This is a genomic window from Streptomyces tamarix (assembly GCF_032423885.1).
GTDB classification, from domain to species: domain Bacteria; phylum Actinomycetota; class Actinomycetes; order Streptomycetales; family Streptomycetaceae; genus Streptomyces; species Streptomyces tamarix.
The window spans coordinates 55,516-80,432 of the sequence record NZ_JAWCTQ010000011.1 but is presented as its reverse complement, the minus strand read 5'-3'; the positions used below and the strand labels follow the sequence as shown (position 1 = coordinate 80,432).

Below are 24,917 nucleotides of genomic sequence, written 5' to 3'. Positions count from 1 at the left end.
GCCGGCGGGGACGCCGAAGGAGTCCGGCGCGGCCATCCGGCGCGGGGCCCGGCGGCTTTGCCCCGGCCCGCCGGGGGCGGAGCGGCACGTCCGCCGAGCCGCCACGCCGCCGGCAGCTCACCCGACGCCGGACAGGTCGATGCGGAACATGCCGCGGCCGTGCGTCACGCACACCAGTGTCGCGCCCATCCAGAACAGGTCATCGACCGAGCAGTTCGTCGGGCCCTCGTTCGTCGGCGACCACGACAGCCCCGCGTCCTCGCTGGCGAACAGCCCGACCTCCGTCCCGCAGTACAGGTACGCGGTGCGCCGCGGGTGCACGGCCAGGGCCCGCACGGGCGCGGCGGGCAGCGCGGAGCCGAGGTTCACCCACTCGGCGCCGCCGTCGCCGGTCACCCAGAGGTTGCCGCGGACGTACCCGCCGAACGCGGCGTACACGGTGCCGGGGTCGTCCGGGTGCGCCGTCAGGCACGTGCAGTACCGCGCCGGTTCGAGCGGGCGGGGCCCGGTCACCCCGACACGGTCCCAGGACGGTACGGCGCCGGTGCCGTCACCCGTGCGGAACACCCGGCCGTCCGCGTGGCCCACCCAGATCACGTCCGGGTGGCCGGGCGCCACCGCGATCGCGCTGACCGGGCTCCCCACCGGCGGCTTGACCGACCGCCAAGCGGGCCCGGACGACAGCGTGTTGGGCCTCTTGGCGTCGTCCGTGCGCCAGAGGGACATGCCGCCGGCGAGGATCCGCCGCGGGTCGTTCGGGTCGAGCACGAACGGGGCGATGAACAGCGCGCTGCCGGTCATGGCGTCCGGGATGCGGTACGGGACCGGCTTCCACTGCCACGCGTTGGCCACCGGGTCCAGCACCTGGCCGTTGATGTACCGCTCGTACCAGGGCTCGCCCGCCGACGTCCCGTCCGTCGTCGCGCCGTCCGTGCAGCGGTGGATGCCGAGCCGCACGTACTCGCCGTAGAACACGTCCGGATCGGTCGGGTCGGCGGCGCACCAGCCGCCGTCGCCGCCGAAGACCTTCCGCCACGTCTCGCTGCCGGCGGCCGGGTCGACGGCGAGGGTGCCGTTGTCCTGCGCGCCGCCGACGATCGTGCCGGTGGTGGCGTTCCCCGCGCCCCCGTAGAACTGCGTGGCGCCGTAGTTGTTGACCAGCTCGGTCCAGCCGGCCCGGTACGGCGGCCGGGGCTCGGTGCCCACGGCCGCCAGGTCCGCCGCCTCGAACACGCCGCCGTCGTTGCCGAAGAACACCGTCCGGTTGCCCCTCCCGTCGTAGCCGGGGTGCGCGACGATCGCGTGGTGGTCGGCGTGCGCCGACCGGTCGTCCCACCAGGTGCTGATCTCCCTGAGCCGGTCGCCGCCGTCGGTGCTGCGCCACAGGTTGATGCCGCCGACGACCAGCAGGTCCTCGTCGGTCGGGTCACCGGCCCAGACGGCGTTGTCGTACCAGCCCTGCGTGCCGAGGTACGGCGCCTTCCGGCCGTCCGGGGCGAGCGTCCGCCGCCGCCGGTAGGAGGCGCCGCCGTCGAGTGACCGCCAGATCTCGCCGTCCACGGCCTGCACCGACGCGTACACGACGTCCGCCGTGCGGGCCGCGTAGGCCAGCTCGACGCGCCCCGCCCAGGGGCCGCGCGCGGCGGGCCGCCAGGTCAGGCCGCCGTCCCGGGTGTACCAGGCCTCGCCGTCCCGCATCGCCCCCGCGACGGCGCGGCGGTCGTCGCCCGGGTCGTACTTGACGTCCGCGACCGGCACTCCGAGCACCCGCCGCCAGGTGGCCCGCGCCGGGTCGTCGCAGCGGTACAGGCCGCTGTCGGTCGCCGCGAGGAGCACCTCGCCGGTCGACGACACCGCGATCCGGCTCACGTAGTGGAACTCCGGCGTCTGCGTCGCCGGCAGCGGCGCCCACGTCACGGTGTCGGCGGTGGTGAAGACGCCGCTGCCGCGCAGCGCGTCGCCGTTGGAGAACCCCTCGCCCGTGCCGACGTACAGCCGGGCCGGGTCGGCCGGGTCCATGGCGATGCACGCGCAGGCGAGGTTGCCGAGGAAGTCGTCGACGGGCGCCCACCGCCCGCCGCCGTCCGCGGTGTGCCACACCCCGCCGCCGGCGCTCGCCGCCCACATCCTGCGCGGCTCGTCCGGGTCGACCACGAGTCCGCGGGTGCGGCCGCCGATGTTGCCGGGGCCGAGCCACTCCCAGGCGGTCATCGCCATCCCGGCGGTCGGTGCCGGCCCCGACCGGGCGCCGGTGCCGCCCTGGAGGGTCGGGACGCCGGCCGTCGTCGGGGCGGGCGGGCTGGACCGGACCGCCGTCCACAGTTGCCCGAGGGCCGTCTCCAGCGCCCCCTCGGGCACGCGGCCGTCGTCGTCCCGCTCCTGCTTGAGGCGGAAGAGGCCGCGTTCGGTGGGCAGGTCGGGGTGGTCGAGGTGGACCAGCGCCCGCCGTACGGCGCCCTCGGGCATCTGCGCGAGCGTCTCGTTGGTGGTGCCGCGGACCTCCCGCAGCAGCGCCACCTGCTCGACGCTGACGTGCTTGGCCCGGGCCAGTTCTTCGTCCGAGGTGGTCATGGCGATCCGCTCTCCTCACGGGCCGGAGGGTCGACTGCGGGCCGCGGGACGCGGCCGGGTTCCCGGGGTCACGGGCGGGGCCGCGGCGGCACGCCGCGCGGGCCCTCGTCCAGCACCACCTCCCAGACGGGCGCGTCCGCCCCCGGATCCACCGCCCGCAGCACCAGCGCGTCGGACGCCGTCCCCCGGCGCACGGCCAGCTCGATCCGCCGCGCGCCGATCCGCCCCGCCTCCAGGACGTCGGGGTCGAGCGGCCCGGCACGGTCCGGCGCCTCCGGCCCGGTCTCCGGTTCGGCCCCCGGCGGCGGCCCGGGCGGCTCGGGCAGCACCTGCGGCGACGGGCCGGCCAGGCGTACGCGCACCGCTCCGTGCGCCTCCCGGACGGTGTCCACCGGGGCGCCCCGGCCGGGCGGCGCGCCCCCCTCGTACAGGGCGCGCGCCGCCCAGCGCAGGACGACGTTCCCGCCGCCGGGCGTCTCGGCGGCCAGGGTGAAGGCGGGCGTGTCGTCGAGCGAGGGGCGCGCCCAGGACGGCAGGTCCAGGGGCGGCGAGGTCCACCGTTCGGCGCCCTCCTCGGCGTCGAGGACCACCACCGCGACCGGGCCCGCGGCACCCGCCCGGCCCTGCCCGTCCGGTGCCGGCGGCCCGCCGAGGCGTACGGCGACGACCGCCCCGCCCGTCACGGCGCACGGCCGCAGCCACCGGCCGCGGCGCCACAGCACCGCGCCGGTCTCCGTGTCGAGCGCGATCAGCGTGCCGTGCCGGTCGTGGACGACCGCCCGCCGGCCGTCCGCGCCGACCACGCCGCGCGGAACGCACGCCGCCATCGCCGGCCCGCTCTACCCGCCCTGCTGCGGGCGGACCTTCCACCGTCGCTCGCGCACCCGCCGCACCCCCTCGGCGGCCGCGTCCAGGACGAACCAGGTCGCCAGGAACGCCACCGCTTCCAGGGCGAAGCTGCCGAACCGGTAGAACAGGCTCGCCAGCACGAAGGAGACCGCGAAGACCGGGAACTGGCGGACCGCCAGGTCGGTCGAGCTGAGGTTGCGGATCAACTGGAACATCGTCGCCCCCGGGGAGGAGGGGAGGCGCCGGTACGCCGTCCCCGGCGCCCCACCCGACCATCGTCCTCCCGCACCGCGCGCCCCGCACCCCCGGGGCCCACGGGTCCACGGGCCCACCGGCCCACCGGCCCACGGCTCCACCGGCCCGTCGCCCGTTCGACGGCGCCCGGTTCAGCCGCCGGTGCCCGCCGGGTCGCCGTCCCCGGCGTCGAGGAGGACGACCTCCAGGAGGCGCGGCCCGTGGACGCCCTCGACGCGGTCCAGCTCGATGTCGCTGGTCGCGGACGGGCCCGAGATCCACGTCAGCGGGCGGCGCGGGTCCAGCCGCTCCAGGGCCTCCGGAACCGAGCCGACGACCTGGTCCGGAACCCGTACGACGCAGATGTGGTGGTCCGGCACGAGCGTGATCCGCCGCCTGCCCTGGTCCGGGCCGCCGTCCAGCACGATCGTGCCGGTCTCCGCGACGGCCACCGCGCAGCCCGTGACGACGCTGTCCACGGCGTCCAGCTCCCGCGGCGTGGACGCCGCCCGGTCGTGCACCCGCGTCGCGTCCACGGCGGCCGTCCAGTGGGGCGGCAGCCCCGGCGGCACCAGCACCGACGCCGCGCCGCGCGCCGCGAGCAGCCGCGCCAGCAGCTCCCCGACGCCGTCCTGCGAGGTCCGGTGGACGACCGCCCGGTAGTCGGCGAGGTTCTCGGCCAGGAGGTCGACCGCCTCCCCGGCGGTCCGCTCGCCGTGTGTCCGCAGGTAGCGCCGCTCCACCGGCACGTCCGGCGGACGCTCCCCGCGCGGTACGTCCGCCAGGGCGCGGCGCACCCGCGCCAGCACCCGGTCCCTGCCGTCGCTCATCGCGCGCCTCCCCGCGTCCGCTGCCACCAGTCCCGGAACGACTCCGCCGGAACCTCCGGCACCGCCCTCGTGTCCGACCAGGCCCGCCCCGGGCCCGGGAGCCGCTTCGGGTGCAGCCGCCGCGTCCGCGACGCCAGCCGCTGCCCGGCCCGCAGGACGCCGGGGCGGTCCAGCGCCCAGCGGGCCGCGCGCATCGCCGCCCGCTCGGCGGCGTGCCCCTTCGCGGGCCGGAGGGTGACCCTCACGCCGTTCCGCGTCACCTCGCCGCCCTGGGCCACCCGCTCCCGCAGGTGCACCAGCACCTCCGGGATGTCGATGGCGACCGGGCACACCTCGTAGCACGCCCCGCACAGCGACGAGGCGTACGGCAGCGACGCGTCGACCTCGCTGCCGGTGCCGCGCAGCTGCGGGGTGAGGATCGCGCCGATCGGACCGGGGTAGACGGAGCCGTACGCGTGGCCGCCGGCCCGCTCGTACACCGGGCACACGTTCAGGCACGCCGAGCAGCGGATGCAGCGCAGCGCCTGCCGGCCCACCTCGTCGGCGAGCGTGTCCGTGCGGCCGTTGTCGAGCAGCACCAGGTGGAACTCCCGGGGGCCGTCCCCGTCCGTCGTGCCGGTCCACATCGACGTGTACGGGTTCATCCGCTCGGCCGTGGAGGAGCGGGGGAGGAGCTGGAGGAACACCTCCAGGTCCCGCCACGTCGGCACGACCTTCTCGATGCCGACGACCGAGATCAGCGTCTCGGGGAGGGTCAGGCACATCCGACCGTTGCCCTCCGACTCGACGACGACGAGCGTGCCCGTCTCCGCCACCATGAAGTTCGCGCCGGACACGCCGACCTTCGCGCGCAGGAACTTCTCCCGCAGGTGCAGCCGCGCCGCCTCCGCGAGGTCCGCCGGGCGGTCCGTCAGCCCCTCCGGGGCGGCGCGGCCCCAGCGGCCCATGCGCTCGGCGAAGATGTCGCGGATCTCGCCCCGGTTGCGGTGGATCGCCGGGACCAGGATGTGCGACGGCCGGTCGTCCCCGAGCTGCACGATCAGCTCGGCGAGGTCCGTCTCGTACGCGCGGATTCCCTCGGCCTCCAGCGCCTCGTTCAGCCCGATCTCCTGCGTGGCCATCGACTTGACCTTGACGACCTCGCGCTCGCCGGTCGCCTTGACGAGGTCGGTGACGATCCGGTTGGCCTCCTCGGCGTCGGCGGCCCAGTGCACCGTCCCGCCGGCCGCGGTGACGGCCCGCTCCAGTTGCACGAGGTAGTGGTCGAGGTGGCGCAGCGTCCGGTCCTTGATCGCCTTGCCGGCGGCGCGCAGCTCCTCCCAGTCCGCCAGTTCGGCGACGGCCCCGGCCCGCTTGTCGCGGATCGTGTGGGTGGCGTGGCGCAGGTTGCCGCGCAGGGTCCCGTTCCGCACGGCGTCGTGCGCGGCCTTCGGGAAGGCGGGCATGCCCAGGTACGTACCGCTCATGCGTAGGGCTCCTCCTCGGTGGCGGCCAGGATCTCGGCGAGGTGCACGGGCCGGACCCGCGAGCCGCGCCGGGCGAGGGTGCCGCCGATGTGCATCAGGCACGAGTTGTCGACCGTGCACACCGTCCCGGCGCCGCTCGCCTCGACGGCGCGCGCCTTGTCGGCGCCCATCGCCGCGGACACGTCCGGGTTCTTCACCGCGAACGTCCCGCCGAAGCCGCAGCACTCCTCGGCGCCCTCCAGCTCGCGCAACCGGAGGCCCCTGACGTGGGCCAGAAGCCGGCGCGGGCGGTCCTTCAGCCCCAGTACGCGCAGGCCGTGGCAGGTGGGGTGGTAGGTGACGGTGTGCGGGAAGTACGCGCCGACGTCCGTCACCCCGAGGACGTCCACGAGGAACTCGGTCAGCTCGTACGTCTTGGGCACGGCCCGGGCGGCCGCTTCGGCCAGCTCCCCGCCCCGCCCCTCCGCGGCGGCCTTCGCGCCGATGCGCGGGTAGTTGTCCCGCACCATCGCGGCGCACGAACCGGACGGGGTGACCACGTAGTCGTAGGCGCGGAACGCCGCGTCGAAGCGGCGGACGAGCGGTTCCGTCTCGTGCCGGTAGCCGGTGTTGAACTGCGGCTGCCCGCAGCAGCTCTGCGCCGCCGGGAAGTCGACCGCGACCCCCAGCCGCTCCAGCAGCCGCACCGTCGCCCGCCCGGTGCGCGGGTACAGCGCGTCGTTGACGCAGGTGACGAAGAGCGCTACGCGCATGCCCCGCCCTCCTTCCGGCCGGTCCGGCCGTGGAACCGGTCCGCCGCCCGGTCCCAGGCGGCGCGATCACCTGACGGATCGTAGTGCCGCAGGGGCTGGGTGGCGCGCAGGAGCTCCCGCAGTTCGGCCCGGCCGCCCTCGACGACACCGGCGGCGCGGGCCTGGACGAGGGCGTTGCCGAGCGCGGCGGCCTCGGCGGGCCCCGCGACGACGGGCAGGCCGGTGGCGTCGGCGGTCAGTTGGCACAGCAGCGCGTTGCGGGCGCCGCCGCCGACGACGTGCACGGTGCGCACGGTGCGGCCCGCCAGGGCGGCCGCCTGCTCGACGGCCGCGCGGTGGGCGAGGGCGAGGGAGTCCAGGACGCAGCGCGCGAACTCGGCGGGGGTGCGCGGGGCGGGCTGCCCGGTGCGGGCGCACGCCTCCGCGATGCGGCGCGGCATGTCGTCCGGGGCGAGGAACGCCGGGTCGCCGGCGTCCACGACGGACCGCAGCGGCGGCGCGGCGGCGGCCGCGGCGAGGAGGGCGTCGAGGTCCTGCGGGTCGCCCTGCGCCTCCCAGGCGCGCAGGCACTCCTGGAGGAGCCAGAGGCCCATGATGTTGCGGAGGTAGCGGACGGTGCCGTCGACGCCCAGCTCGTTGGTGAAGTTCGCCGCCCGGGACGCCTCCGTGAGGACCGGGGCGTCCAGTTCGAGACCGGCGAGGGACCAGGTGCCGGTGGCGATGTACGCGAAGTCGTCCCCGTCCGCCGCGGGCACGCCGAGCACGGCGGACGCCGTGTCGTGCGACCCGACCGCGGTCACCGGGACCGGCCCGGTGAGCCCCGTCTCGGCGAGGACCTCCGGCAGCAGGTGCCCGGCAGGGTCGCCGGGGCGGCGCAGGGGCGGGAAGAGGTCCAGGTCGATGCCGAGGCGGGCGGCGACGACGGGGGACCAGTCGCGGGTGCGGGGGTCGACGAGCTGGGTGGTCGAGGCGTTGGTCAGCTCCGTGCCGGCCTCGCCGGTGAGCCAGTACGCGACGAGGTCGGGGACGAGCAGCAGGCGCCGCGCGGCGGCGAACTGCGGGGTGTCCCGGGCGGCGACCAACTGGTACACGGTGTTGAACGGCAGGTGCTGGAGGCCCGTCGCCGCGTACAGCTCCTTGGGCGGGAGCACCGCGGCGACCTCCTCGGCGGCGCCGTCCGTGCGGGCGTCCCGGTAGTGCACGGGGTTGCCGAGCAGGTCGCCCCGCGCGTCGAGCAGCCCGTAGTCGACGGCCCAGCCGTCGACGCCGACCCCGGCCAGCCGCCCGCCCGCCGCCGCCCCGGCCGCCCGCAGCCCGTCCAGGACGCCGCGGTACAGGCCGAGCACGTCCCAGTGCAGCGTCCCGCCGACGCGTACGGGCCGGTTGGGGAAGCGGTGGACCTCCTGGAGCTCCAGGGTCCCCGCCCCGACCCGGGCGAGCATGACCCGCCCGCTGGAGGCGCCGAGGTCGACGGCGGCGAACGGCTGACTGGAAGACATCTGCATCCTCGTCGTGAAGCGACTCTGTCGAAGGGAGCGCCGCGCCCGGGAGGGGCCCGGGCGCGGGAAGGGCGCCGGTGCCGCGGCGCCGGGCCGACGCCCCCGCACCGGCCCGGCGCCCGGCGTCCGCGGTCCACACGGGCGGGCCGCGGACGCCGGGGCCCGCCCGTGCGGGCGCGGGGTCAGCGGAGGAAGGCCGCCGGTACGCCCGCGTCCACCGGGACGTGGAGGCCCGTCGTGTGGCTCAGCTCGCCACCCGTCAGGGCGAAGACCGCGTTGGCCACGTGCTCCGGGAGGACCTCCCGCTTCAGGAGCGTCCGCTGCGCGTAGAACTCGCCCAGCTTCTCCTCCTCCACCCCGTACACCGCCGCCCGCTGCGCGCCCCAGCCGCCCGCGAAGATGCCCGAGCCGCGGACCACGCCGTCCGGGTTGACGCCGTTCACGCGGATGCCGTGCTCGCCCAGCTCCGCCGCCAGCAGCCGCACCTGGTGCGCCTGGTCGGCCTTGGTCGCCCCGTACGCGATGTTGTTCGGGCCGGCGAAGACGCCGTTCTTTGACGCGATGTAGACGATGTCGCCGCCCAGGCGCTGCGCGGTCATCACGCGCGCCGCCTCCCGCGACACGAGGAACGAGCCGCGCGCCATGATGGCGTGCTGGAGGTCCCAGTCCCCGGCCGTGGTCTCCAGCAGCGGCTTGGAGATGGAGATCCCGGCGTTGTTCACCACCAGGTCGACCCCGCCGAAGGCGAGCAGCGCCTCCCGGAACGCCGCCGCGATCTGCTCCTCCTCGGTGACGTCCACCGTCACCGCGACCGCCCGGTCGGGCCCGCCGAGCTCCTCGGCGACGGAGGCCGCCCGCTGTGCGTCGAGGTCGGCGACGACCACGCACGCGCCCTCGTCGGCGAGCCGCCGCGCGATGGCCCGCCCGATGCCGGAGCCGGCACCGGTGACGAGGGCGATCCGCGTGGCGAGGGGCTTCGGCTTCGGCATGCGCCGCAGCTTCGCCTCCTCCAGCTCCCAGTACTCGATGCGGAACTTCTCCCGCTCCTCGATCGGGGCGTACGTGGAGACCGCCTCCGCGCCGCGCATCACGTTGATCGCGTTGACGTAGAACTCTCCCGCCACGCGCGCGGTCTGCTTGTCCTTGCCGTACGAGAACATGCCGACCCCCGGCACCAGCACGATCGCCGGGTCCGCGCCGCGCATCGCGGGGGAGTCCGGCGCGGCGTGCCGCTCGTAGTAGGCGCGGTACTCCTCCCGGTAGGCGGCGTGGAGCTCCGCCAGCCGCGCCACGGTCTCCTCCAGGGGCGCCGTCGGCGGCAGGTCCAGGACGAGGGGGCGGACCTTCGTCCGCAGGAAGTGGTCCGGGCAGGACGTGCCGAGCGCGGCGAGGCGCGGGTGCTCGGCGCGGGAGAGGAAGTCCAGGACGGTGTCGGAGTCGTCGAAGTGGCCCACCTGGGGCCGGTCGGCGGACGCGACGGCGCGGAGGTACGGGGCGAGCGCGGCAGCCCGCTCGCGGCGCGCGGCCGGGTCCAGCGGCTCGTACCCCGGCAGGATCGGACCGAACGGCTCGGGCCGGCCGCGCTCGGCGAGGAACGCCTCCGCGGTGCGGATGACGTACAGGGAGTTGGCCTCGCACTCCTCGCTGGTGGCGCCCCACGCGGTGATGCCGTGCCCGCCGAGGACGCACCCCACGGCCTGCGGGTTGGCCTCCTTGACGGCGGCGATGTCCAGGCCGAGCTGGAAGCCGGGCCGCCGCCAGGGCACCCACACGACCTTGTCGCCGAAGCACTCGGCGGTCAGCTTCTCCCCGTCGGCGGCGCAGGCGAGCGCGATGCCCGAGTCGGGGTGCAGGTGGTCGACGTGGGCGGCGTCGACCAGGCCGTGCATGGCCGTGTCGATCGAGGGCGCGGCGCCCCCCTTGCCGTGCAGGCAGTAGTCGAACGCGGCGACCATCTCGTCCTCGCGGTCGACCCCCGGGTAGACGCCGGTGAGCGCCCGCAGTCGGTCCAGCCGCAGGACGGCGAGGCCCGCCCCGGTGAGCGTCCCCAGGTCCCCGCCGGACCCCTTGACCCACATCAGCTCCACGTCGCCGCCGGTGACCGGGTCGGTGCCGGTGCCCTTGGCGGACGCGTTGCCGCCCGCGTAGTTGGTGTTCCGCGGGTCGGCGCCGAGCCGGTGCGAGCGCTCCAGCAGGTCCCGGACCGCGCTGTGCTGTTCCATGGTGGTCACGCCCCCCATCCCGCCTGGGTCCCGCCCACGCGCTCGTCGGTGATCTTCTGCGCCCAGCCCGACCGGTGGTACGCGGCGACCGGGTCGGGGTCGATGCCCATCTCCTCGCGCAGTTCGGCCAGGAGCGGCCGGACGTCGGTGTTGTACGCGTCCATCAGGACGGCGTTCGCGGCGAGCACGTCGCCCGCGTCCTGGGCGGCGGTCAGCGCCTCGCGGTCCACCAGGAGCGCCTTCGCGGTGGCCTCCTGGACGTTCATCACGGAGCGGATGATCGCGGGGATCTTCGGCTCGATGTTGTGGCACTGGTCGAGCATGAACGCGACGTCACCGGTGAGCCCCCCGCCGCGCACCACCTCGTACATGATGCGGAAGAGCTGGAACGGGTCGGCCGCGCCGACCATCAGGTCGTCGTCCGCGTAGAAGCGGGAGTTGAAATCGAAGCCGCCGAGCTTGTCCTCGCGCAGCAGCAGGGCGACGATGAACTCGATGTTGGTGCCGGGCGCGTGGTGCCCGGTGTCCACGACGACCTTCGCCTTCTCGCCCAGCTTGAGGCAGTGCGCGTACGCCGTGCCCCAGTCCGGCACGTCCGTCGTGTAGAAGGCGGGCTCGAAGAACTTGTACTCAAGCAGCATCCGCTGCCCGTCGCCGAGCCGCTCGTACACGGCGGCGAGGGCTTCGGCGAGCCGGTCCTGCCGGGCGCGGACGTCGTCCTGGCCGGGGTAGTTGGTGCCGTCGGAGAACCACAGCTTCAGATCGCGCGAGCCGGTGGCGTCCATGATGTCGACGCACGCCAGCAGGTGGTCCAGGGCCTTGCGGCGGACCCGGGCGTCGGGGTGGCAGACGCTGCCGAGCCGGTAGTCGTCGTCCTGGAAGACGTTGGAGTTGATCGCCCCGAGCCGCAGCCCGAGCCCGGCGGCGTACGCGGCGAGGTCGGCGTAGTCGTCGACCCGGTCCCACGGGATGTGCAGCGCGACGCTCGGGGCGACCCCGGTGTGCTCGTGCACGCGCGCGGCGTCGTCGAGCTTCTCCCGCGGGGTGCGCGGGACGCCCGGCTGCGCGAACACCTTGAAACGGGTGCCGGAGTTCCCGTAGGCCCAGGAGGGGGTCTCGACGGCCTGGGATCTCAGGGCTGCCTTCACGGCGGGGACATCGGCTCGGCTCGTCATCGTGTCAGCGCTCCAGGGTGCCATGCGGGTCGTGAATGAATCGTTTCATTGCGGCGAAGCTATGGGGGCTCGCGGGAGCTGTCAAGAGGCGTGCGGGGAGTGGGTCCTCCGATCCCGACCTGACCGGCCTCGAAACTTTCGGGAGAAGCCCTGTTGACGGAAGTGCGCGGCAGTGTCTAGCGTCCGGAAACGCTGTTGAAACCTTTCACGACCTGTTGTTCCATCGCTGAGGAGCCCCGCCGTGCAGCGTGTCTGCTTCCTGCTGAAGGTCCGCCGGGACCGGCTCGACGAGTACCGGGAGCGCCACGCCGCCGTGTGGCCCGACATGCTCGCTGCGCTCTCCGCGGCGGGCTGGCGCAACTACTCGCTCTTCCTCCGCGAGGACGGCCTGCTGGTCGGCTACCTGGAGACGGAGGACTTCGCCCGGGCGCAGGCCGCGATGGCGGAGACGGAGGTCAACGCCCGCTGGCAGGCGGAGATGTCCGGCTTCTTCGAGGAACTGGACGGCACCAGGCCGGACGAGGCGATGAAGCCGCTCACCGAGGTCTTCCACCTCGCGTAGGCCCCCGTACGGGGACGGCCCCGTACCCGGGACGGCGGTTCCGGCGTGGTTCACGGCGCCCCGCACCTCGCGGGACGGCCCCGCACCCGCGGGCGGCCCGGTCGAAGGGGCACCCCGCGGGCGCGCCGCTAGTGGACCGCGGCTGCCTCCGGCCGGGCGCCGCCGCCCCCGTGACCCGGCAGGCCCCGCACCCGCGCGGACCCCATGGACCGGCGCGCCCCCGCGCCCGCGAGGACCGGCGCGCCCCCGCGCCCGCGAGGACCGGCGCGCTCCCGCGCCCGCGTGGACCCCGTGGACCGGTGCGCCTCCGTATCCCGTACCCCCGTACCCCCGCGCCCTCCTCGTCGCGGGGAGCGGCGGGGGAGTGCCGCGCGTCGTGGGCGGCGCGGTCCGCGGCGCCCGCCGCGCCGGCGCCCCGGACGCGCCCGCGGCCCTCACCGAACGGCCGGTCCCATCACCGTGGCCCCAGTGCCCCGGGCGCGCACGCGGCCCTCACGGGCCGAGGGGCCCGTGAGGCCGCCGGGTCAGCGGTCCCCCCGCACCAGCATCCGGGACACCAGGTCGTGCCAGCCCGCCTCCACGCGGCTCAGCGGCAGTCCGCGCCGGGTCAGCAGGTGGTGGACGAGGCCCGTGTCGAGGTAGCCCAGCAGGGTCTGCGCGGCCAGCTCGGCGTCGGCGTCCGTGTCCGCCTCGCGCAGCAGCGTCGTCAGGTGCGTGAGCCGTACGAGGCGGGCCGGCACCAGGTGCCGGCGCACCGGATCGGGCTGGGTGGCGGCCAGGTACAGCTCCCGGTGCGCGTCCTCGTGCCGCAGGGCGGCCGGGCCGAAGGCGTGCAGCCGCTCGCCGGCCGGCGCGCCCGGCCCGAGCGGGGCCGGACCGGACATGAACGCCGCCTGGAACCGCTGCTCCTGGTGGTCCAGCAGCGCCAGCAGCAGCCCCGACCGGTCGCCGAAGCGGCGGAACACCGTGCCCTTGCCGACCTGCGCGGCGCAGGCGACGGCCTCCATGGTCAGGTTGGCGGCGCCCTGCTCGGCGGCGAGCCGGGCGGCGGCCTCCAGGAGCCGGGCGCGGTTGCGGGCGGCGTCCGCGCGCAGTTGCGGCGGCGCCTCGGCGGGGGTGAGGGACAGCTCCGTACGTCCGTGCGGGGGCGGAGAGGTCATGGAAGCAGCCTAACGCTGTCGGGAACAGAAGTGGACCGTGGTCCGTTTAACTGGTACAACCTTAAACGGACCTCGGTCCGGTTAGTCGTCCTCCGACCGCTTCCCCTTTCAGGAGTCACCATGTCCGCTCGTATCCTCGCGCTCGTCGGCAGTCTCCGCGCCGGTTCCCACAACCGCCAGCTCGCCGAGGCCGCCGCCGCCCTCGCCCCCGAGGGCGTCACCGTGGAGCTGTACGAGGGCCTCGCCGACGTGCCCTTCTACAACGAGGACATCGACACCGCGGCGGGCGCGCCGGAGGCCGCCGCCCGGCTGCGGGCCGCCGCCGCCGAGGCCGACGCCCTGCTGCTGTTCACCCCGGAGTACAACGGCACCATGCCGGCCGTGCTCAAGAACGCCATCGACTGGCTGTCCCGCCCCTACGGCGCCGGCGCCCTCAAGGAGAAGCCGGTCGCCGTCATCGGCACCGCCTTCGGCCAGTACGGCGGCGTGTGGGCGCAGACCGAGGCCCGCAAGGCCCTGGGCGTGGCCGGCGCCCGCGTGCTGGAGGGCGTCGAGTTCGCCATCCCGGGCTCCGTGACCCGCTTCGCCGACACCCACCCGTCCGAGGACGCCGAGATCGTCGCCGGTCTGCCCGCGCTCCTCGCCCAGGTCGCCGAGGCCGCGGCCGCCCCCGCCGAGGCCACCGCCTGACCTCCGCGCCCGTCCCCGCGACGGCGGCCGCCCGCGCCATCCGGCAGGGCGGCCGCCGTCGTACGCGCGTCCCCCGGCGGAACGCGCGCCCGCAGGCAGGGCGAGGCTCATGTCGGAATTCCGCCAGCGGAGCCCGTCCGCCTCGCCCATGCTTGGGGCATGCACACCGACACCGAGCGCTGCGTCCGGGCCGTCCGGTCCAAGGACGCCCGCTTCGACGGGTGGTTCTTCACCGCCGTCCTGACCACCCGCATCTACTGCCGCCCCAGCTGCCCGGTCGTGCCGCCCAAGCCGGAGAACATGGTCTTCTACCCGAGCGCCGCCGCCTGCCAGCAGGCCGGCTTCCGGGCCTGCAAGCGGTGCCGCCCCGACACGAGCCCCGGCTCCCCGGAGTGGGACGTCCGCGCCGACACGGTCGCCCGCGCCATGCGCCTCATCCGCGACGGCGTCGTCGACCGCGAGGGCGTCCCGGGGCTCGCCGCGCGCCTCGGCTACTCGACCCGGCAGATCGAGCGGCAACTGCTCGCCGAACTCGGTGCCGGACCCCTCGCCCTCGCCCGCGCCCAACGCGCCCAGACGGCCCGCGTGCTCATCGAGACGACCGCCATGCCCATGGCCGACGTCGCGTTCGCCGCCGGCTTCTCGTCCGTACGGGCCTTCAACGAGACCGTCCGCGAGGTGTTCGCCCTCGCCCCCGGCGAGCTGCGCGCCCGCGCCGCCGGCACCCGCGGCGCCCCGGCCCCCACCCCCGGCGTGATCTCCCTGCGGCTGCCCTACCGCACGCCCCTCGACCCGTCCAACCTGTTCGGCCACCTCGCCGCGACCGCCGTCCCCGGCGTCGAGGAGTGGCGCGACGGCGCCTACCGGCGCACCCTCACCCTCCCCTACGGGCACGGCATCGCCTCCCTCGCCCCCGCCGCCGGCCACGTCGCCTGCCGCCTCCACCTCACCGACCCGCGCGACCTGGCCCACGCCATCAGCCGCTGCCGCTGGCTCCTCGACCTCGACGCCGACCCCGTCGCCGTCGACGAACAGCTGCGCGCCGACCCGCTCCTCGCCCCGCACGTCGACCGCGCGCCCGGCCGCCGCGTGCCGCGCACGGTCGACGCCGCCGAGTTCGCCGTCCGCGCGGTCCTCGGCCAGCAGGTCTCCACGGCCGCCGCCCGCACCCACGCCGGGCGCCTCGTCACCGCGCACGGCACGCCCGTCGACGACCCCGGAGGCGGGCTCACCCACCTGTTCCCCGCGCCCGAGGCGCTCGCCGCCCTCGACCCCGACGCCCTCGCCCTGCCGCGCAGCCGCCGCGCCACGCTCACCACCCTGGTCGGCGCCCTCGCGGACGGCAGCCTCAAGCTGGGCCCGGACAGCGACTGGGACGAGGCCCGCGCCGGTCTCCTCGCCCTGCCCGGCTTCGGGCCCTGGACCGTCGAGATCATCGCCATGCGCGCGCTCGGCGACCCCGACGCCTTCCTCCCCACCGACCTCGGCGTCCGCCGCGCCGCCGCCGGGCTCGGCCTGCCGTCGACCCCCGCCGCCCTCACGGCCCGCGCCGCCGCCTGGCGCCCCTGGCGCGCCTACGCCGTCCAGTACCTGTGGGCCACCGACGACCACCCCGTCAACCACCTCCCCGCCTGAGCCGAGGAAACACGCCATGCACCGGCAGCACACCGTCGTCGACAGCCCCTACGGCCCGCTCACGCTCGTCGCCACCGACGGCGTCCTCAGCGGGCTGTACATGACCGACCAGCGCCACCGGCCCCCGGAGGAGACCTTCGGCGAGCCCGACCCCCGTCCGTTCCGCGAGGCCGCCCGCCAGCTCGACGCGTACCACGCACGCGAGCTGACCGCGTTCGACCTGCCCCTGCACCTGGCCGGCACGCCGTTCCAGCAGCGCGTGTGGGAGCTGCTGCGGACCATCCCGTACGGCGAGACCCGCACCTACGGCGAACTGGCCGCGGCCCTCGGGCGGCCCACCGCCTCCCGCGCGGTGGGCCTCGCCAACGGCCGCAACCCCATCGGCATCATCGTCCCCTGCCACCGGGTCATCGGCGCGAGCGGCGGCCTCACCGGCTACGGCGGCGGCCTGGACCGCAAGCGCCGCCTGCTCGCCTTCGAAAGCGGCGTCCCCGCGCCCGACGCCCTGTTCCCGATGGGGTAGGGGCCCCGTTCCCGACGGGGCAGGGGCTCAGAGCCGCTTCAGCAGCGCCGGCAGCGCCGTGCCGATCGGCTCGCGCACGACCTCGTCGGCGAGTCCGTCGTACGGGGTCGGCTCGGCGTTCACGACGATCAGCCGCGCCCCGTGCTCGGCGGCGATCCCCGCCAGCGACGCCGCGGGCTGGACCCGGAGCGAGGAGCCGACCGCGACGAACACCTCGCACGCCTTGGCGATCCCCGTCGCCCGGCCCAGCACCACCGGGTCCAGCCGCTCCCCGAACATCACGGTCGCCGACTTCAGGATCCCGCCGCAGGCCCGGCACGCCGGGTCGTCCTCGCCGGCCGCCACCCGCTCCAGCGCCTCCTCCATCGGGGACCGGGCGCGGCAGCCGGTGCACACCACGGCCCGCGCGGTGCCGTGCAGTTCGAGGACCTTGCGCTCGGGCGTCCCCGCCAACTGGTGCAGCCCGTCCACGTTCTGGGTCAGCACCCGCACGGCGAACCCCGGCGTCCGCTCCAGCTCGGCCACCGCCAGGTGCCCGGCGTTGGGCCGGGCCCGCAGCACCGGCCCGTCGAGGCGCATCCGCCAGGAGCGGCGGCGGACGTCCGGGTCGGCCATGTAGTACGCGTACGTGACGAGCTTCTCGGCCTCCGGGTCGCGCCGCCACAGCCCGTTGGGCCCCCGGTAGTCGCTGATCCCCGAATCCGTGGAGATGCCGGCACCGCTGAGAACCGCGACCATCGTCATGCGCCGAGCGTACGAGGGGGTTCCCGCGACCGTCGAACGGAATTCGCGCGACCGTCGAACGGACCGGCGCCCGGCGCTGTAGGGTCCCGCCCATGGCCAAGGTGAACATCGCCCTCGACGCCGAACTCGTCGTGGAAGTCATGGTGCTGGCGGGCGTCGGCAACCCGCAGGACGCCGTCGAGCTGGTCGTCCGCGACTACATCCAGCGGGGGCACCGCACCGAGGCCCTGGTGGTGCCCCGCGAGGACGACCCGCGCGCCGCGCGGGTCAAACCCCAGGACCAGGAGTGAGCCGTCGCCGCGGCGCGGTGGCGGCCTTCCGTGCGGTCGGCCTCATTGGACGGGGCGGCCGTTCTCCAGCTCCGCCGGGCCGCCTCCCGCGTCCAGGGCGTCCAGGGCGGCCCGGACGCGGAGGCCCAGGGACCCCAGGAGGTACTCCGGGACCTCCTCGCGGGTGATCAGCTTCCAGGACAGCAGCTCCGCCTCCTGGAGGCGGATCCCCCCGAACGCCGCGTCGTCCAGCACGCCGCCGTCGTACACGTACGCCACCAGCGGCGGGCGGCCCGTGCCGAGGACCCAGTCGACGACCAGGAGGGCGCCCGGCCGCACGTCCAGGCCGATCTCCTCCAGCGTCTCGCGGCGGGCCGCCTGACGGGGCGTCTCCCCCTCGTCGGACTCGATCGTCCCGCCCGGCAGCGCCCACCCCTCGCGGTAGTTGGGCTCCACGACCAGGACGCGCCCCGCGCCGTCCCGGAACAGCATGGCGGCGCCGGCGAGCACCTTCGGCAGGCCGGCGATGTACGTGGCGTAGTCGGTGGTCGTCACCCGGCCAGCGTAGAGGGTGCGCCGGCCGGCCTTCGGCCGCCCTCCGGCGGGCCGCCCGCCCGTCACGTCCCCGCGCCGCCGGGACCCGGGTCGTCCTCCGTCCCGCTGCGCGCCCGCGCCGCGCGCCGCAGCCGGTGGTGGCGCGCCGGCGCCTGCTCCGTCACCACGTCGCCGACCATCGTCCGCACGACGTCCCGCAGCCCGTGCAGGGCGTGGTGCCGCACCAGCCCGGCACCCGGATCCTCCCGCAGCTCCTTCAGCAGCGCCCAGCACAGGCAGAGCATCACCACCACGAACGGCAGCGCCACCAGGATCGTCGCCGTCTGCAGCGAGTTCAGGCCGCCGACGACCAGCAGCACCGCCGCGACCGCCGCCATCAGCACCCCCCAGCCCACCACCAGCCACGTCGGCGGGTGCAGCGCCCCCCGGCTGGTCAGCGACCCCATCACCAGCGACGCCGAATCCGCGCTCGTCACGAAGTACGTCATGACCAGGACCATCGCCACGAACGACGTGACCGTCCCGATCGGCAGCGCGTCCAGCATCGCGAACAGCGACGCCTCCGCCCCCTCCCGCGCGGCGCCCGCCAGGTCCGCCGCGCCGGTCGACTGAAGCCGCAGCGCCGAGCCGCCCATCACGCAGAACCAGACGACCGTCGCGCCGCTCGGCACCAGCAGTACCCCGACGAGGAACTCGCGGATCGTCCGGCCGCGCGAGATCCGGGCGATGAACGTCCCCACGAAGGGCGCCCACGACAGCCACCACGCCCAGTAGAAGATCGTCCACGCGCCCAGCCACGCCTGGTCGGTGAACGCGCCCGTCCGCGTCGCCATCGGCACCAGGTCTTCCAAGTAGCCGCCGATTGACGCGGGGATCGAGTCGAGGATGTACACCGTCGGCCCGAGGAGGAAGACGAACGCCATCAGCATCGCCGCGAGCACGATGTTCAGCGTCGACAACCACTTGACGCCTCGGTGCAGCCCGGAGAAGGCTGAGAGCACGAACGCCGCCGACAGCACCGCGATGATCATGAGCTGCGTCGCGCGGGTCGCCGTCACCCCGGCCGTCAGATCCAGGCCCTCCGCCACCTGCAACGCGCCCAGCCCCAGACTGGTGGCCGTGCCGAACACTGTCGCGAACACGGCCAGCAGGTCGATCACCCGGCCCGGCCAGGACTCCGCCCGCCGCGCGCCGATCAGCGGGACGAACGCCGAGCTCAGCCGGTTCCCGCGCCCCTTGCGGAACCCGGCGTACGCCAGGGCGAGCCCGGCGATGCCGTAGATCGCCCACGGGGTGAGCGTCCAGTGGAAGAACGAGTACTCCATCGCCGTACGGGCCGCCTCGGCCGTCTGGGCGCGCACCCCGGTCGCCGGCGGCGGGGTCAGGTAGTGCGTGAGCGGCTCCCCGACCCCGTAGAACATCAGGCCGATGCCCATCCCGGCGCTGAACATCATCGCGATCCACGCGAGGTTGCCGAACTCCGGCTCGGAGTCGTCCGCGCCCAGCCGGATCCGCCCGAACCGGCTGAACGCGATCACCAGGCAGAGGACCAGGAACACGTCGGCGGCCACCACGAACAGCCAGCCGAAGTTGTCCAGGACCCAGGACAGGCCGGCGGACGACGCGCCGTCGAAGGAGTCCTTGCCCAGCCACGCCCACAGCACCACGGCGAGGACGGCGCCGAAGCCGATGCCGACGAGGGCGCGGTCGGGCGCGCCGTCGTCTCGGGAGCTGCCCGGGGGAGCGTCGGGCCGGGGTTGTTCGATCGATTCCGTGCTCATGACGACCCACTATGGTCCGTCGTGCCGCACCGTGTGGGGGTGGCACGCCGTCCGACACTCCGGATAGGGTCGCCCTGGCGCGACTGCCTGTTCGATAGCAAGGGATGCAAGGGTGACGGACGGAGCAGTTACTGAGGCCGCGCACGTGCTCGTGGCGGCCGACAAGTTCAAGGGGTCCCTCACGGCCGTGCAGGTCGCGGAGCGGGTGACGGCGGGGCTCCGGCACGTCGTCCCGGGCGTCCGGGTGGAGGCCCTGCCGGTCGCGGACGGCGGCGACGGCACGGTGGCGGCCGCGGTGGCGGCCGGATTCGAGCGCCGCGAGGTCCGGGTGACCGGCCCGCTCGGCGAGCCCGTCACGGCGGCGTTCGCCCTGCGCGACGGCACGGCGGTGGTGGAGATGGCGGAGGCGTCCGGCCTCCAACTGCTGCCCGAGGGCGTCTTCGCGCCCCTCACGGCCACCACGTACGGCTCCGGCGAGCTGCTGCGCGCCGCGCTCGACGCCGGGGCCCGCACCATCGTGTTCGGCGTCGGCGGCAGCGCCACGACCGACGGCGGCGCCGGCATGCTCGCCGCGCTCGGCGCGCGCTTCCTGGACGCGGACGGCGAGCCCGTCGGCCCGGGCGGCGGCGGCCTGCGCGACCTGGTGACGGCCGACCTGTCGCGGCTGGACCCGCGCTTCGCCGACGTGGAGCTGGTGCTCGCCAGTGACGTCGACAACCCGCTGACCGGCCCGAAGGGCGCTCCGGCGGTGTTCGGCCCGCAGAAGGGCGCGTCGCCGCGGGACGTGGAGGTCCTGGACGCGGCGCTCGTGCGGTACGTCGAGGTGCTGGAGAAGGCCCTGGGCCCGCGCGCCGCCGAGGCGGCGGTCTCGCCGGGCGCGGGCGGCGCGGGCGGCATCGGCTACGGCGCCCTGGTCGGACTCGGCGCGGGCTTCCGCCCCGGAATCGAGCTGATGTTGGACATCCTGGGCTTCACCGAGGCCCTCGGTCGGGCCACGCTCGTGATCACCGGCGAGGGCTCCCTCGACGAGCAGACCCTGCACGGCAAGGCCCCGGCCGGTGTCGCCGCGGCGGCCCGCGCGGCCGGTGTCGAGGTCGTCGCGGTCTGCGGCCGTCTGGCGCTGCCCCCGGAGGTCCTGGGCCGGGCGGGCATCCGCCGCGCGTACCCCCTCACCGCCCTGGAGCCGGACCCGGCCCGGTGCATCGCCGAGGCGGGGCCCCTCCTGGAGCGGGTCGCGGCGGACATCGCCCGCGACTTCCTGGGCTGAGGCCCCGCCGCGGCCGGCCCCGCGCACCCCGCCGGGACCGCACCCCGCCGGGTCTCACGGCCCGGCGGGCGCCGCCGCGAAGCCCCGGTCACCGGCGCGCAACACACCGCTGCGAGGATCCGGCCATGAACACGGACACCATCCGCATCGAGACCCTCGACGGCGGGCGCATCCGCGCCGGAGCCGACGGGGAACTGGCCGCCCTGCTCCAGGACGCCGTCCACGACGGCGCCTCCGTCGGTTTCCTGGCCCCGCTCGGCACCGGCGAGGCGGCCGCCTGGTGGCGCGGCCTCGCCGCCGAGGCCGAGGAGGGGACGCGGACCGTCTGGGCGGCGTACGGCGCCGAGGGCGCCCTCCTGGGCGTCGTGACGCTCGCCCGGGCCGCCATGCCGAACCAGCGGCACCGCGGCGACATCGCCAAGCTCCTGGTGCGCACCTCCGCGCGGGGCCGCGGGCTCGGGCGGAGGCTGCTGGCCACCGCCGAGGCGGGGGCGACCGCCGCCGGCCTGACCCTGCTCGTCCTCGACACCGAGACCGGCAGCCCCGCCGAGGGCCTCTACCGGTCCGCCGGCTGGACCCGGGTCGGCACCGTCCCCGGGTACGCCGCGGACCCGTCGGGGGAGCCGCGCGCCACCACGTACTACTACAAGGCGCTCGGCTGACGGCTGACGGCGGACAGGCGAGGGGCCCGGGTGCGCGTCGCACCCGGGCCCCTCGTACGGTCCGTCCGCCTACGGCAGCTGCGCCGCCCGCGCCTCCCGGCTCTCGCGCCGGTTGTCGCGGAAGGTGTTCACCCGCCGCGCCGTCGCGAACAGCGGGATCACCGCGCCCAGCACGACCTGCAGCGCGCAGCCCGTCTGGAGCAGCAGCTGGCCGCCCGGGGCGTCGAACGCCCACGCCGCCAGCAGGCCCATCGCGCCGACGATCCAGCTCAGCATCGCCACCGCGAGGACGCCCCGCGGCTTGGGGTACTCGACCCGGCTCACCATCAGCCACGCCGTGCCGACGATCGCCAGCAGCGTCGGGATGAACGGCAGCTCCAGCAGCACGATCGAGACGACGGTCAGCGCGCCGAACGGGCTCGGCATGCCCTGGAACATGCCGTCCTTCATCGTGACGACCGAGAACCTCGCCAGCCGCATCACGACGGCGAGCAGCACCACGATCGCCGCCACCGCGGACACCCGCTGGTGCGCGTCGTCCGCGACCATCCCGTACACGAGGACGAAGTACGCCGGGGCCAGGCCGAAGCTGATCAGGTCCGACAGGTTGTCCAGCTCGGCGCCCATCGGCGACGAGCGGAGCTTGCGCGCCACGAGCCCGTCGAACAGGTCGAAGATCGCCGCGCAGAGCATCAGGATCACGGCCGTCGCGGCGGAGTGCCGCGCCATGCCGGTCTCCTCACTGCCCGTGAGGTGCGGGATGAGGATGCCCGTGGTGGTGAAGTACACCGCCATGAAACCGCAGGTGGCGTTGCCCAGGGTGAGTGTGTCGGCTATCGACAGGCGGAGCGAGAGGGGCATCTCCTCCGGCTCCTCGGCGACGGGGTCCACCTCGCCGCCGGCGACCCAGCCGGCCGGTCGTTCGGGGTCAATCACGGTCAATGCGAGTCACCCCCGCGGTCGTGGTCTGACCGACCTCGACGGCGACGTCCACACCTTCCGGGAGGTAGATGTCGACCCGCGAGCCGAAGCGGATCAGACCGATCCGGTCACCCTGCTCGACCTTGGCGCCCTGCGCCAGGTACGGCACGATGCGCCGGGCCACGGCACCGGCGATCTGCACCATCTCGATGTCGCCGAGCTCGGTGTCGAAGTGCCAGACGACGCGCTCGTTGTTCTCGCTCTCCTTGTTGAACGCCGGTACGAAGCCGCCCGGGACGTGCTCCACGGACGTCACCGTACCCGCCATCGGGGCGCGGTTGACGTGGACGTTCAACGGGCTCATGAAGATGGCGACCCGGGTGCGCCCGTCCTTCCACGGCATGATGCTCTGCACCACCCCGTCGGCGGGTGAGATGACCCTGCCCTGCGCGATCTCGCGCTCGGGGTCGCGGAAGAACCACAGCATGCCGGCCGCGAGCGCGGTCGTCGGGACGGCGATCGCCGCGGCGCGCCGGGAGCGGCGGGCGCGGACGAGGCTTGCTGCTGCGGTGGCGACGGTCGGCAGGAGCCACGGCGATGCTCCGCGCGCGAGGCGGACGCGGCCGCGAGGTGCAGAGGTTTGGCTGTGGGGCATGGATGACCTTCGTAGCGGATGATGCCGCGCTTGGGAACGGGGGACGGCGGCTTTTCGGCGATGCTATCGGTTGCGGGCCGCAACTGGGCAAGCCAGAAGCCGAGTCGACGGCCGGAAGAAGATGACTGGATGTGATCTTCTTCGCGGTCATATCGTCCCAAAACCGACAATCAGCCCTGGAATCGGTACTCCTCGAGCAGGCGGCGACCGATGATCATTTTCTGGATCTCGGCGGTGCCTTCACCGATGAGCAGCATCGGGGCCTCCCGGTAGAGGCGCTCGATCTCGTATTCCTTGGAGAACCCGTATCCGCCGTGGATGCGGAAGGCGTCTTCCACGACCTCCTTGCAGTACTCGGAGGCCAGGTACTTGGCCATGCCTGCTTCGAGGTCGTTTCGTTCCCCTGAGTCCTTTTTGCGAGCTGCGTTCACCATCATGGCATGAGCGGCCTCGACCTTGGTAGCCATTTCGGCCAATTTGAACTGGATGGCCTGGTGCTGGGCGATCGGCTTGCCGAAGGTGTGGCGCTGCTGGGCGTACTGCACACCCAGCTCGAACGCACGCTGAGCGACGCCGCAGCCACGGGCCGCCACATTCACCCGGCCGACCTCCACGCCGTCCATCATCTGGTAGAAGCCCCGGCCGGTGACCCCGCCCAGCACACGATTGGCCGGAACCCGCAGCCCGTCCATGATCAGCTCGGTGGTGTCGACCCCCTTGTACCCCATCTTGTCGATCTTGCCGGGGATGGTGAGGCCGGGTCGCACCTCGCCGAAGCCCGGTTCCTTCTCCACCAGGAAGGTCGTCATCGACCGGTGCGGGGCCGTGCCCTCGGGGTGTCCTTCGTCACTCCGGACCAGGACGGCCACCAGGGTGGACGTGCCGCCGTTCGTCAGCCACATCTTCTGGCCGTTCAGGACGTACTCGTCGCCGTCCCTCACCGCCTTCGACGTGATGGCCGACACGTCCGAGCCGAGGCCCGGCTCCGACATCGAGAACGCGCCGCGCACCTCGCCGGCCGCCATCTGCGGCAGGAACGCGTCCTTCTGCTCCTGCGTGCCGTGCTGCTTGAGCATGTACGCGACGATGAAGTGCGTGTTGATGATGCCCGACACGGACATCCAGCCGCGGGCGATCTCCTCCACGCACAGCGCGTACGTCAGGAGCGACTCGCCCAGGCCCCCGTACTCCTCGGGGATCATCAGGCCGAACAGGCCCAGCTCCTTGAGCCCGTCGACGATCTCCTGCGGGTACTCGTCCCGGTGCTCCAGCTCGGTCGCGACCGGGATGATCTCCTTGTCGACGAACTCCCGGACGGTGGACACGATCTCCTGCTGGACGTCGGTGAGACCGTGGGTCTGCGCGAGTCGGGCCATGACTACTTCTCCTGCGCCTTCGGTTCCGGGCGGCCGGGCTGCTCGCCGCCGCGCTCCTCTGTGTACGTCGCGGTGGGGACCATCACCTTGCGGCGGAAGACGCACACGAGCGTGCCGTCCTGCTTGTGGCCCCGGGTCTCGACGTGGACGATCCCGCGGTCGCCCTTGGACTTCGACGGCCACTTGTCCAGGACCGTCGTCTCGCCGTAGATCGTGTCCCCGTGGAAGGTCGGCGCCACGTGCCGCAGCGACTCGATCTCCAGGTTGGCGATGGCCTTGCCGGAGACGTCCGGCACGGACATGCCGAGCAGCAGCGAGTAGACGTAGTTCCCGACGACGACGTTCCTCCGGAAGTCGGTCGTCCTCTCCGCGTAGTTCGCGTCCAGGTGGAGCGGGTGGTGGTTCATCGTGAGGAGGCAGAAGAGGTGGTCGTCGTACTCGGTGACCGTCTTCCCGGGCCAGTGCTTGTACACCGCCCCGACCTCGAACTCCTCGTAGGTGCGTCCGAACTGCATCCGC

General features: G+C 74.6%; 24 protein-coding genes. 7 read left to right on the top strand and 17 right to left on the bottom strand.

Annotated elements, in window-relative coordinates; all coding sequences use genetic code 11:
* Positions 1-117 precede the first annotated feature (117 nt).
* From RND61_RS11685 to rhaI, 9 genes are all read right to left on the bottom strand, one after another.
* Positions 118-2,571 (bottom strand): WD40/YVTN/BNR-like repeat-containing protein, encoded by a 2,454-nt coding sequence (locus RND61_RS11685; RefSeq protein WP_315877806.1) that lies wholly within the window; start codon positions 2,569-2,571, stop codon positions 118-120.
* Between the two features lie 68 nt (positions 2,572-2,639).
* Positions 2,640-3,398: an outer membrane protein assembly factor BamB family protein gene (locus RND61_RS11680; protein WP_315877805.1), complete on the bottom strand. Its 759-nt coding sequence runs from the start codon at positions 3,396-3,398 to the stop codon at positions 2,640-2,642.
* 12 nt (positions 3,399-3,410) lie between these two features.
* Positions 3,411-3,635, bottom strand: coding sequence for a hypothetical protein (locus RND61_RS11675; protein WP_315877804.1), 225 nt, complete (start codon positions 3,633-3,635; stop codon positions 3,411-3,413).
* 171 nt (positions 3,636-3,806) lie between these two features.
* Positions 3,807-4,484, bottom strand: a complete 678-nt coding sequence (locus RND61_RS11670; protein ID WP_315877803.1) for a LutC/YkgG family protein — start codon at positions 4,482-4,484, stop codon at positions 3,807-3,809.
* The gene (locus RND61_RS11665; RefSeq protein ID WP_315877802.1) at positions 4,481-5,950 is read right to left on the bottom strand and encodes a LutB/LldF family L-lactate oxidation iron-sulfur protein; all 1,470 of its coding nucleotides are present in this window, start codon (positions 5,948-5,950) and stop codon (positions 4,481-4,483) included. The genes RND61_RS11670 and RND61_RS11665 overlap by 4 nt, the downstream gene beginning before the upstream one ends.
* Positions 5,947-6,702: a (Fe-S)-binding protein gene (locus RND61_RS11660; protein WP_315877801.1), complete on the bottom strand. Its 756-nt coding sequence runs from the start codon at positions 6,700-6,702 to the stop codon at positions 5,947-5,949. Before RND61_RS11660 ends, RND61_RS11665 begins: the two co-directional genes overlap by 4 nt.
* Positions 6,693-8,201: a rhamnulokinase gene (locus RND61_RS11655; protein ID WP_315877800.1), complete on the bottom strand. Its 1,509-nt coding sequence runs from the start codon at positions 8,199-8,201 to the stop codon at positions 6,693-6,695. Before RND61_RS11655 ends, RND61_RS11660 begins: the two co-directional genes overlap by 10 nt.
* 182 nt (positions 8,202-8,383) lie before the next feature.
* Positions 8,384-10,423 (bottom strand): bifunctional aldolase/short-chain dehydrogenase, encoded by a 2,040-nt coding sequence (locus RND61_RS11650; protein WP_315877868.1) that lies wholly within the window; start codon positions 10,421-10,423, stop codon positions 8,384-8,386.
* 5 nt (positions 10,424-10,428) lie between these two features.
* Positions 10,429-11,598, bottom strand: coding sequence for an L-rhamnose isomerase (gene rhaI, locus RND61_RS11645; protein WP_315877799.1), 1,170 nt, complete (start codon positions 11,596-11,598; stop codon positions 10,429-10,431).
* A 241-nt stretch (positions 11,599-11,839) separates the two neighbouring features.
* On the opposite strand from rhaI, the gene RND61_RS11640 reads away from it, so the two are divergent.
* The gene (locus RND61_RS11640) at positions 11,840-12,160 is read left to right on the top strand and encodes an L-rhamnose mutarotase (RefSeq protein ID WP_315877798.1); all 321 of its coding nucleotides are present in this window, start codon (positions 11,840-11,842) and stop codon (positions 12,158-12,160) included.
* Between the two features lie 524 nt (positions 12,161-12,684).
* Here RND61_RS11640 and RND61_RS11635 read toward each other — a convergent pair.
* On the bottom strand, positions 12,685-13,320 hold the full coding sequence (locus RND61_RS11635) for a TetR/AcrR family transcriptional regulator (protein WP_315877797.1): 636 nt from the start codon (positions 13,318-13,320) through the stop codon (positions 12,685-12,687).
* A gap of 120 nt (positions 13,321-13,440) precedes the next feature.
* Here RND61_RS11635 and RND61_RS11630 point away from each other — a divergent pair, with 120 nt between their 5' ends.
* The 3 genes from RND61_RS11630 (at position 13,441) to RND61_RS11620 (ending at position 16,168) form a co-directional block, all read left to right on the top strand.
* Positions 13,441-14,010 (top strand): NAD(P)H-dependent oxidoreductase, encoded by a 570-nt coding sequence (locus tag RND61_RS11630; RefSeq protein WP_315877796.1) that lies wholly within the window; start codon positions 13,441-13,443, stop codon positions 14,008-14,010.
* Between the two features lie 159 nt (positions 14,011-14,169).
* Positions 14,170-15,645, top strand: coding sequence for an AlkA N-terminal domain-containing protein (locus tag RND61_RS11625; RefSeq protein ID WP_315877795.1), 1,476 nt, complete (start codon positions 14,170-14,172; stop codon positions 15,643-15,645).
* Between the two features lie 16 nt (positions 15,646-15,661).
* Positions 15,662-16,168 (top strand): methylated-DNA--[protein]-cysteine S-methyltransferase, encoded by a 507-nt coding sequence (locus tag RND61_RS11620; protein ID WP_315877794.1) that lies wholly within the window; start codon positions 15,662-15,664, stop codon positions 16,166-16,168.
* 27 nt (positions 16,169-16,195) lie between these two features.
* On the opposite strand, the gene RND61_RS11615 is transcribed toward RND61_RS11620, so the two are convergent.
* The gene (locus RND61_RS11615) at positions 16,196-16,912 is read right to left on the bottom strand and encodes an SIR2 family NAD-dependent protein deacylase (RefSeq protein ID WP_315877793.1); all 717 of its coding nucleotides are present in this window, start codon (positions 16,910-16,912) and stop codon (positions 16,196-16,198) included.
* 92 nt (positions 16,913-17,004) lie between these two features.
* Between RND61_RS11615 and RND61_RS11610 the strand changes: the two genes are divergently transcribed.
* Positions 17,005-17,202, top strand: coding sequence for a type II toxin-antitoxin system VapB family antitoxin (locus RND61_RS11610; RefSeq protein WP_315877792.1), 198 nt, complete (start codon positions 17,005-17,007; stop codon positions 17,200-17,202).
* Positions 17,203-17,244: 42 nt separating this feature from the next.
* Here the strand turns inward: RND61_RS11610 and RND61_RS11605 are convergent, their stop codons facing one another.
* Together RND61_RS11605 and RND61_RS11600 are read right to left on the bottom strand one after the other, a co-directional pair.
* Positions 17,245-17,736, bottom strand: coding sequence for an NUDIX hydrolase (locus RND61_RS11605; RefSeq protein ID WP_315877791.1), 492 nt, complete (start codon positions 17,734-17,736; stop codon positions 17,245-17,247).
* A 62-nt stretch (positions 17,737-17,798) separates the two neighbouring features.
* Positions 17,799-19,517, bottom strand: a complete 1,719-nt coding sequence (locus RND61_RS11600) for a BCCT family transporter (RefSeq protein WP_315877790.1) — start codon at positions 19,515-19,517, stop codon at positions 17,799-17,801.
* Between the two features lie 112 nt (positions 19,518-19,629).
* Here RND61_RS11600 and RND61_RS11595 point away from each other — a divergent pair, with 112 nt between their 5' ends.
* Positions 19,630-20,784: a glycerate kinase gene (locus RND61_RS11595; RefSeq protein ID WP_315877789.1), complete on the top strand. Its 1,155-nt coding sequence runs from the start codon at positions 19,630-19,632 to the stop codon at positions 20,782-20,784.
* 125 nt (positions 20,785-20,909) lie between these two features.
* Positions 20,910-21,446 (top strand): GNAT family N-acetyltransferase, encoded by a 537-nt coding sequence (locus RND61_RS11590; protein ID WP_315877788.1) that lies wholly within the window; start codon positions 20,910-20,912, stop codon positions 21,444-21,446.
* A 69-nt stretch (positions 21,447-21,515) separates the two neighbouring features.
* Here the strand turns inward: RND61_RS11590 and pssA are convergent, their stop codons facing one another.
* The 4 genes from pssA to RND61_RS11570 form a co-directional block, all read right to left on the bottom strand.
* Positions 21,516-22,388: a CDP-diacylglycerol--serine O-phosphatidyltransferase gene (pssA, locus tag RND61_RS11585; RefSeq protein WP_315877787.1), complete on the bottom strand. Its 873-nt coding sequence runs from the start codon at positions 22,386-22,388 to the stop codon at positions 21,516-21,518.
* A complete protein-coding gene (locus tag RND61_RS11580; protein WP_315877786.1) occupies positions 22,375-23,022 on the bottom strand; it encodes a phosphatidylserine decarboxylase in 648 nt (215 codons plus the stop codon). The genes pssA and RND61_RS11580 overlap by 14 nt, the downstream gene beginning before the upstream one ends.
* 170 nt (positions 23,023-23,192) lie before the next feature.
* The gene (locus tag RND61_RS11575; protein WP_315877785.1) at positions 23,193-24,398 is read right to left on the bottom strand and encodes an acyl-CoA dehydrogenase family protein; all 1,206 of its coding nucleotides are present in this window, start codon (positions 24,396-24,398) and stop codon (positions 23,193-23,195) included.
* 2 nt (positions 24,399-24,400) lie between these two features.
* On the bottom strand, positions 24,401-24,913 hold the full coding sequence (locus RND61_RS11570) for a MaoC family dehydratase (RefSeq protein WP_315877784.1): 513 nt from the start codon (positions 24,911-24,913) through the stop codon (positions 24,401-24,403).
* Between the last annotated feature and the right edge of the window lie 4 nt (positions 24,914-24,917).

Bases quoted from the DNA above. Each gene is read 5' to 3' on its own strand.
- RND61_RS11610 (WP_315877792.1), top strand. From the start codon at position 17,005: ATGGCCAAGGTGAACATCGCCCTCGACGCCGAACTCGTCGTGGAAGTC.
- RND61_RS11630 (WP_315877796.1), top strand. From the start codon at position 13,441: ATGTCCGCTCGTATCCTCGCGCTCGTCGGCAGTCTCCGCGCCGGTTCC.
- RND61_RS11675 (WP_315877804.1), bottom strand. From the start codon at position 3,635: ATGTTCCAGTTGATCCGCAACCTCAGCTCGACCGACCTGGCGGTCCGC.
- RND61_RS11680 (WP_315877805.1), bottom strand. From the start codon at position 3,398: ATGGCGGCGTGCGTTCCGCGCGGCGTGGTCGGCGCGGACGGCCGGCGG.
- RND61_RS11650 (WP_315877868.1), bottom strand. From the start codon at position 10,423: ATGGAACAGCACAGCGCGGTCCGGGACCTGCTGGAGCGCTCGCACCGG.
- RND61_RS11665 (WP_315877802.1), bottom strand. From the start codon at position 5,950: ATGAGCGGTACGTACCTGGGCATGCCCGCCTTCCCGAAGGCCGCGCAC.
- RND61_RS11600 (WP_315877790.1), bottom strand. From the start codon at position 19,517: ATGAGCACGGAATCGATCGAACAACCCCGGCCCGACGCTCCCCCGGGC.
- RND61_RS11670 (WP_315877803.1), bottom strand. From the start codon at position 4,484: ATGAGCGACGGCAGGGACCGGGTGCTGGCGCGGGTGCGCCGCGCCCTG.
- rhaI (WP_315877799.1), bottom strand. From the start codon at position 11,598: ATGACGAGCCGAGCCGATGTCCCCGCCGTGAAGGCAGCCCTGAGATCC.
- RND61_RS11635 (WP_315877797.1), bottom strand. From the start codon at position 13,320: ATGACCTCTCCGCCCCCGCACGGACGTACGGAGCTGTCCCTCACCCCC.
- RND61_RS11625 (WP_315877795.1), top strand. From the start codon at position 14,170: ATGCACACCGACACCGAGCGCTGCGTCCGGGCCGTCCGGTCCAAGGAC.
- RND61_RS11620 (WP_315877794.1), top strand. From the start codon at position 15,662: ATGCACCGGCAGCACACCGTCGTCGACAGCCCCTACGGCCCGCTCACG.
- RND61_RS11580 (WP_315877786.1), bottom strand. From the start codon at position 23,022: ATGCCCCACAGCCAAACCTCTGCACCTCGCGGCCGCGTCCGCCTCGCG.
- RND61_RS11590 (WP_315877788.1), top strand. From the start codon at position 20,910: ATGAACACGGACACCATCCGCATCGAGACCCTCGACGGCGGGCGCATC.
- RND61_RS11615 (WP_315877793.1), bottom strand. From the start codon at position 16,912: ATGACGATGGTCGCGGTTCTCAGCGGTGCCGGCATCTCCACGGATTCG.
- RND61_RS11575 (WP_315877785.1), bottom strand. From the start codon at position 24,398: ATGGCCCGACTCGCGCAGACCCACGGTCTCACCGACGTCCAGCAGGAG.
- RND61_RS11660 (WP_315877801.1), bottom strand. From the start codon at position 6,702: ATGCGCGTAGCGCTCTTCGTCACCTGCGTCAACGACGCGCTGTACCCG.
- RND61_RS11685 (WP_315877806.1), bottom strand. From the start codon at position 2,571: ATGACCACCTCGGACGAAGAACTGGCCCGGGCCAAGCACGTCAGCGTC.
- RND61_RS11570 (WP_315877784.1), bottom strand. From the start codon at position 24,913: ATGCAGTTCGGACGCACCTACGAGGAGTTCGAGGTCGGGGCGGTGTAC.
- RND61_RS11655 (WP_315877800.1), bottom strand. From the start codon at position 8,201: ATGTCTTCCAGTCAGCCGTTCGCCGCCGTCGACCTCGGCGCCTCCAGC.